The sequence below is a fragment of the Pseudomonas sp. BN411 genome, assembly GCF_029871235.1.
Lineage (GTDB): Bacteria > Pseudomonadota > Gammaproteobacteria > Pseudomonadales > Pseudomonadaceae > Metapseudomonas.
In genome coordinates, this window is the sequence record NZ_SSOM01000015.1 from 21202 (window position 1) to 28317 (window position 7116).

A 7116-nucleotide genomic window follows, 5' to 3' on the forward strand; every position below is an offset into this window, starting at 1 on the left:
CTACGGCGGATACGTAGGTTGTGGCTGAGCTACGCGAAGCCCAACAAGAAGTTCTTCAGTGGCTCTGCCCATGCCAGGGCACGAGCTTGCGTTGCAGGGCGCGCAGGCCGAGTTCGAGGGCGAAGGCGATCAGGGCGATGACGAGGATGCCGAGGATCACCACGTCGGTGACCAGGAACTGCGCCGCCGACTGCACCATGAAGCCCAGGCCACGGGTGGCGGCCACCAGTTCGGCGGCCACCAGGGTGGACCAGCCGACGCCGAGGCCGATGCGCACGCCGGTGAGGATGTCCGGCAGGGCGCTGGGCAGGATCACATGGCGGATCAATTGCGCCTGGGTGGCGCCGAGGGACTGCGCCGCGCGCAAGCGCGCCGGGTCGACATTGCGCACGCCGGTGGCGGTGGCGATGGCGATGGGGGCGAAGATTGCGAGGAAGATCAGCAGCACCTTGGACAGCTCGCCGATGCCGCACCAGATGACGATCAGGGGCAGGTAGGCCAGCGGCGGAATCGGCCGGTAGAACTCGATCAGCGGGTCGAAGATGCCGCGCGCGACGCGGTTGCGGCCGATGGCGATGCCCAGTGGAACGGCGATCAGCACCGCTGCCAGCAGGGCCAGGCCGATGCGTCCGAGGCTCGCGCCCAGGTGCTGCCAGAGGCTGGCGTCCATGTAGCCCTGGGTCAGCAGCACCCAACCCTTGCGGGCGATGGCCTGCGGGCTGGGCAGGAACAGCGGTTCGATCAGGCCGGCGGTGGTCACGGCCCACCAGGCCAGCAGCAGGCTGCCGAGGGTCATCAGGCTGATGGACAGGGTGCTCAGCGGGCGGCGCTGGCGCGGTTTCACGGTCGTTGCGGACTTGCTGGCCAGGGTCAGGTCGAGGCTGCTCATGCGCTTCTCCTATGACGTTCGGCGAAGACCTGGGCGAGCACGTGCTCGCGCGTTTCGATGAACTGCGGGCCGGACTTGATCGCCCGTGCGCTTTCCCCGGCGGCGTAGCGTTGGCCGAAGTCCAGGCGCAGGCGCTCGGCGATGCGGCCCGGATTGGGCGACAGCAGAATGAGTTCGGTGGCGAGGAAGACCGCTTCCTCGATGTCGTGGGTGATCAGGAACACCGGCTTGGCGGCGCGTCGCCAGACCTGCAGCAGCAGCTCCTGCATCTGTTCGCGGGTGAAGGCGTCGAGGGCGCCGAAGGGCTCGTCCATCAGCAGTACGCGCGGGTCGGCGGCCAGGGCACGGGCGATGCCGACGCGCTGTTTCTGTCCGCCGGAAAGCTCCCAGATGCGGCGCTTGTCGAAGCCGGCCAGGTCCACCAGGGCGAGCATCTCGCGGGCGCGCTGCTCGCGTTCGGTGCGGGGCACGCCGGCCAGTTCGAGGCCGAAGGCGACATTGCCGAGCACGTCCTGCCAGGGCAGCAGGGCATCGTCCTGGAACACCACGCCGCGTTCGGCGCTGGGGCCGCTGACGGGGACGCCGTCGAGGCTGATGCGGCCGGCGCTGGGGCTGACGAAGCCGGCAATGAGGTTGAGCAGGGTGGTCTTGCCGCTGCCGGAAGGACCGAGGGCCACCAGCAGCTCACCGGGGCCGAGGTCGAAAGATATGTCGGTCAGTACCGGCTCGGCCGCGCCTGGGTACTGTGCGCTGATGCGCTCCAGTTGGAGTAAGGCCATTTTGCTAATGCTCTTCAAGGTGGAGCTGATTGAGCGAGCTAGAGCGTGGCTAGGCGAAAACGACCGAGGACGCGGAGCTTACTGTTGTAAGTGAGCAGTCCGAGGTCGTTTTCAACAACGCCACGCCGACGCGCAGCCAATCAGCCAATCAGTTGGTGAGGTATTTCGCGCTGACGTACGGGGCGTAATCCGGCAGCACCGCGTCGACCTTGCCCTGCTCCTTGAGGAAGGCCGCGGTCTCGCTGATGGCCTGGGTAGTCGGCGCGCCCAGGGCGGTTGCCTGGTCGGCGGCCAGCGGGAAGACGTTGCCCTGCAGCAGCAGCGGGATGTCTTCGGCCTTGGCGCCGGAGAGCTTCACCAGCTTGTCGATATTGCCCTTGTCGGCCAGCCAGGCTTTCGGGTCCTTGCGGTAGTCGGCGTAGGCGTCGAGGGTCACCTTGGCGAAGGCGCGGACGACTTCAGGATGCTTCTCGGCGAAATCCTTGCGCACGATCCAGGCGTCGAAGGTAGGCGCGCCCAGCTTGCCCAGTTCGGCGGAGCTGATCAGTACCTTGCCGTTGGATTTGGCCACGCCCAGTGCCGGGTCCCAGACGTAGGTGGCGTCGATGTCGCCGCGCTGCCAGGCGGCAACGATGGCCGGCGGCGCGAGGTTGAGGATGGTCACCTTGGTGGGGTCGATCTGCCAGTGCTTCAGGGCTGCCAGCAGGCTGTAGTGGCCGGTGGAAACGAAGGGCACGGCGATCTTCTTGCCGATCAGGTCTTCGGGCTTGGTGATGCCGGCGCCGTTGCGCGCCACCAGGGCTTCGGCGTCACCGATCTGGGTGGCGATGAGGAAGGTCTGGATCGGCAGCTGGCGAGTGGCGGCGGCGGCCAGGGGGCTGGAACCGACATAGCCGATCTGCACGTCACCGGAGGCGACAGCGGTGATGACTTCAGCGCCGCTGTCGAACTTGCGCCAGTCGATCTCGGATTTGCTGGCCTTTTCATAGGCGCCATCGGCCTGGGCCACCTTGGCCGGGTCGACGGTGGTCTGGTAGGCGACGGTGAAGTCCGCAGCCTGTGCGCTGAGGGCCAGGCTGCCAAGGGTCAGGGCCGCTAGCAGGCGACGGGGGAACAGGGACGGAATCATGGAGGTGCTCCTCAACGGGCTGGGGCCGGTCTTGGAGGCCGGTCCACGGGACAGGGTGTGCTGCTTTCTGGGATGTCCGGTGGTCCGGTGAGGAGAATCTAAATGATCTAAAAAACGCAGAATAAATAATTTTTTAGCATTAGCTTAGCTTCGCTCAGGAATAGATCGACGGTGTCGGCAACTGGTTGTCCAGCAACCATCGGCCGATGTCGCGGGCCTTGTAGTCCAGCGGATCGTGCAGGCTGTGGACCCGTACGTTGCGCCAGAATCGGTCCAGGCCGTAGCGCGCGGAGGTGGCGCTGGCGCCCAGGTTGTCGAATATCTGCGCAGTGATATCCAGCGCCGCACGGGCGGATGCCACCTTGGCCTCGGCAATGGCCAGTGCCACGTCACCGCGTTCGGCAGCGGTCAGCGCGGGGCGATCCCAGGCCGCCTGCAGACGTTGGGCGGCGTCCTCGGCAAGGGGCAGGGCGCTGCGGTAGCGCAGCCAGAGATCACCGAAGCGCTGCTGCACATAAGGGTCGTCGCTGGCTGCCAGCACCTCGGCGCCAGCCCGCGGCCTTGGCTGTTCGCGGGTATAGCGCAGGGCCGCATCAAGGGCGCCCTGGGCGTTGCCGAGGTAGAGCTGCACCAGCACCAGTTGCGACAGGCAGGCACGCAGGGTGCTGCGCGGGCTGGCGCCACTCGGGCCGAGCAGTTCCTCGCTGTGCACGAAGACATTCTCGAACTGCACCGTGCCGCTGTCGGTCTGGCGCTGACCGAAACCGTCCCAGTCATCATTGATCGCCAGGCCTTCGCGCTGGGTTGGCAGCACCAGGAAGACCCGGTCGTCGCTGCTGTGTCCGCGCGGCGCGCTGACGATCAGCGCGTCGGCGCCAAGCGCCCCGGAGCAGAACGACTTGCAGCCGTTCAGCTCGTAGTGTTCGTCGCGCCGATTGAGGCGCAGGCGGCGGTCGCGGCCATTGGTGGCATTGCCCCAGAACCAGCGCTCCTGCACCGTCTGGCCGAGCCAGTGGCGTTGCTGCGCCGGGTTGCCGAACAGCTGCAGGGTGGCCACCTGCAGGTGCTGGAAGGCGAAGAGGTGGGCCAGCGAACTGTCCACCGCCGCCAACTGGCGCACGATGCGATAGATCAGTGGCCAACTGGCGCCCAGGCCGCCGTGGGCCAGGGGTACGGCCAGGGTCAGCAGGCCGCTGGCGCGCAACAGCTCGCGTTCCTCCTGCGGACTGCCACCGCGCTGGTCGCGCTCGATAGCGGTAGCGGCCAACTGGCGACTGAGCTGATCGACACGTTCCCCGTATAGGCCGAAGTCGGCCGGGAACAGGCGCGGGTCGAAAAGCGCTGCCTCCCTCGGGTGGCTCAGCGGCAGGTGCAGTCCGGCGGCCATCAGTGTTTCTGCGGGTTCCAGATGGCCACTTTTTGGGTGTCTACCGGTTTGGGCAGCAGACCGGCGTTGAAGAAAGCGTCGGCGATCTTCTGTTGTTCACGAAGGCTGTCGGCCTGCACCGCCTGTACCTGGTAGCTGCGCTGGGCATTGGCCTTCTCGACGATGGCCGGGTCCAGCCCGCCCCACTGTGGCGCGAGGATTTTCGCTGCCTCCCGTGGGTTTGCTCGCAGCCAGTCACCGGCCTTCACCAGCTCGCCGAAGACAGTACCCAGCACCTCGGGATGGTCATTGGCGTAGCGGGTGCTGGTCAGGTAGTAGCGCTGGTAGCGGGCCAGGGCGGCGCCATCGGCCAGGGTACGAGTGGCCAGTTGGCTGCGGGCGGTGCTGAGGAAGGGTTCCCAGGTCACCCATGCATCCACCTTGTGGTTCTCGAAAGCCGCACGACCGTCGGCCGGGGTCAGGTACGCCGGCTTGATGTCGGAGAACTTCAGGCCGGCCTTGGCCAGGGCGGCGATCAGCAGGTAATGGCTGCCGGCCGCCTTGGTGACGGCAACTGTGCGGCCCTTGAGGTCGGCCGGGCTCTTCAGCTGCGAGTCCTGGTGCACGACGATGGCCTGGGCGGCGGGTGAGGGAGCTTCCAGGGCGAAGTAGGTGAGTTGGGCGCCGGCAGCCTGGGCGAACACCGGCACGGTATCGGCGACGTCGGCGGAGAGGTCGACATTGCCGACGTTCAGCGCTTCCAGCAGGGGTTGGCCGCTGGCGAACTCGTGCCAACTGATGCGGATGTCCTGCTTGCCCAATTCACGCTCCAGCGTGCCCTGGGCCTTGAGCAGCGTGATCAGGGTGGATGACTTCTGGTAGCCGATCCGCAACTGGGTGGCGGCATCGACAGGCAAGGCGCCGACCAGGCCGGCGGCCAGGGTCAGCGCAAGCAGGGTTCGGCGACTGAAGGAAAGCGAATGAGACATGGGGACCTCGCTGATTGCGTTGTCGTCCGGCAATCAACGAGGCCGGAACAAGGACGCTGGATGGGGATCAGGTCGTCCGGTGTTCCGGTTTGGCAACGTTAACGATCTAAAAAAATGCTCTCAAATACTTTCTTGGAATTAGCTTAGAGAGTCGTCTGGGCCGATTCCGTAACTTTTATTATTCCAAAAAGGTATTTGTATCTAAAAAATAATTCTTTTTGGAAATTAGCGATCCCGCCATAGAGTGGCGGCCTGCCGAAAGCGGACCGCCGCATCGCATTTGCACCGGAGCCTGTGAAAAAGACAGTGGCTTCGAAGGTCACGCAGCGGCGCGTCGCGTCAGCTCCTGCTCCGGGCACCCCAACACCCTTACAAGATCGCAATGGAGCATCGAGCATGAACAAGTCGTCCCTCGCCCTGTCCGTCGCCCTCGGCGTGCTGGCCCAGCAGGCCGCCGCCGGCGGTTTCATCGAAGACAGCAAGGCCAGCCTGACCCTGCGCAACTTCTACATCAACTCGGACAACCGCGAAGGCACCGCCGCGCCGTCCAAGCAGGAAGAGTGGGGCCAGGGCTTCCTGTTCAACTACGCCTCCGGCTACACCGAAGGCACCGTCGGCGTGGGCGTCGATGCCCTCGGCCTGTTGGGCGTGAAGCTGGATTCCGGCAAGGGCCGCCACTACAACCCGACCAGCGCCAACTACGGCGGCACCGTGTTCCCCACCGACAACGACGGCCGCGCCAAGGACGATTTCGGCAGCCTGGGCGTGACCGGCAAGGTGCGCTTCTCCAAGACCGAAGCGCGCCTCGGCACCCTGCTGCCGAAGCTGCCGGTGGTGACCTACAACGACGGCCGCCTGCTGCCGCAGACCTTCGAGGGCGGCCAGGTGACCTCCAGCGAGATCGCCGGCCTGACCCTGATCGGCGGCCAGCTGGAACACGCCAAGGGGCGTAACTCCAGCGACGCCCGCGGCCTGTCGATCGCCGGCGCCAACAACGCCCGCACCGGCCAGTTCGTCAACAAGTTCTACTTCGCCGGTGGCGACTACAAGGTCAGCGACAACCTGGTCGCGCAGTACTACTACGGCAACCTGGAAGACTTCTATCAGCAGCACTTCGTCGGCCTGACCCACAACTGGGCGCTGCCGGTGGGCGCGCTGAAGTCCGACCTGCGCTACTTCTACAGCGATTCCGACGGCAAGAACGCCAGCGCCGCCGGCCGCCGCGAAGGCTTCCGCAGTGCGGGCAACTGGGCGACCAACGACCCGGACCGCTACGAGGTGGACAACCGCACCTGGAGCGCCCTGTTCACCTACACCCTCGGCGGCCACGCGGCCAGCCTGGGCTACCAGCAGGTGTCCGGCGACAGCGCCTTCCCCTTCCTCAACCAGGGCGACGGCGCCACCGCCTACCTGATCACCGACCGCCAGATCGGCAAGTTCCTCAGCGCCGGCGAGCGCACCTGGGTGGCCGAATACGCCTACGACTTCGCCAAGCTCGGCGTGCCGGGGCTGAAGGCGGTGGGCACCTACCTGAAGGGCAGCAACATCGAGACCCAGGGCAGCGACCAGGGCGAGTGGGAGCGCGACTTCCGTCTCGACTACGTGCTGCAGGACGGCCCGCTGAAGGGTCTCGGCCTGTCCTGGCGGAATGCCGCCCTGCGCAGCGACGCCGCCCGCGACCAGGACGAGAACCGCCTGATCCTCAGCTACACCCTGACGCTGCTGTAAGGACGGTGGTGGGCTGAAGCCCACCCTACGATCGCTCCACAGCTTGCGTAGGTTGGTGTAGAGCGCAGCGAAACCCAACGTTGCGGCGCCTGTGACCGGCCGCGTTGGGCCTCGCAGGCTCGGACCAACCTACGGGGCCGCTGCGCCGCCCTTGGCGAATGAATTCGCCCCCACAGGGAAGTGCCAGGGAGAGGGGCTTTTGTAGGTTGGGCAGAGCGCAGCGAAGCCCAACGAGG

General features: G+C 66.1%; 6 protein-coding genes. 1 reads left to right on the forward strand and 5 read right to left on the reverse strand.

Annotated elements, in window-relative coordinates; genetic code table 11:
• Nucleotides 1-55: 55 nt before the first annotated feature.
• The 5 genes from tauC to E8F06_RS00690 form a co-directional block, all read right to left on the reverse strand.
• Nucleotides 56-889 (reverse strand): taurine ABC transporter permease TauC, encoded by an 834-nt coding sequence (tauC, locus tag E8F06_RS00670; RefSeq protein WP_280363183.1) that lies wholly within the window; start codon nucleotides 887-889, stop codon nucleotides 56-58.
• Nucleotides 886-1668, reverse strand: a complete 783-nt coding sequence (gene tauB / locus E8F06_RS00675; protein ID WP_280363184.1) for a taurine ABC transporter ATP-binding subunit — start codon at nucleotides 1666-1668, stop codon at nucleotides 886-888. Before tauB ends, tauC begins: the two co-directional genes overlap by 4 nt.
• A gap of 148 nt (nucleotides 1669-1816) precedes the next feature.
• Nucleotides 1817-2794 carry a taurine ABC transporter substrate-binding protein gene (gene tauA, locus E8F06_RS00680; RefSeq protein ID WP_280363192.1) on the reverse strand — a complete coding sequence of 326 codons (978 nt, stop codon included), beginning with the start codon at nucleotides 2792-2794 and terminating at the stop codon, nucleotides 1817-1819.
• Nucleotides 2795-2951: 157 nt separating this feature from the next.
• The gene (locus E8F06_RS00685) at nucleotides 2952-4184 is read right to left on the reverse strand and encodes an acyl-CoA dehydrogenase family protein (protein WP_280363186.1); all 1233 of its coding nucleotides are present in this window, start codon (nucleotides 4182-4184) and stop codon (nucleotides 2952-2954) included.
• Nucleotides 4184-5152, reverse strand: coding sequence for an aliphatic sulfonate ABC transporter substrate-binding protein (locus E8F06_RS00690; RefSeq protein ID WP_280363188.1), 969 nt, complete (start codon nucleotides 5150-5152; stop codon nucleotides 4184-4186). The genes E8F06_RS00685 and E8F06_RS00690 overlap by 1 nt, the downstream gene beginning before the upstream one ends.
• Before the next feature lie 396 nt (nucleotides 5153-5548).
• On the opposite strand from E8F06_RS00690, the gene E8F06_RS00695 reads away from it, so the two are divergent.
• Nucleotides 5549-6880, forward strand: a complete 1332-nt coding sequence (locus tag E8F06_RS00695) for an OprD family porin (RefSeq protein ID WP_280363190.1) — start codon at nucleotides 5549-5551, stop codon at nucleotides 6878-6880.
• Nucleotides 6881-7116 lie beyond the last annotated feature (236 nt).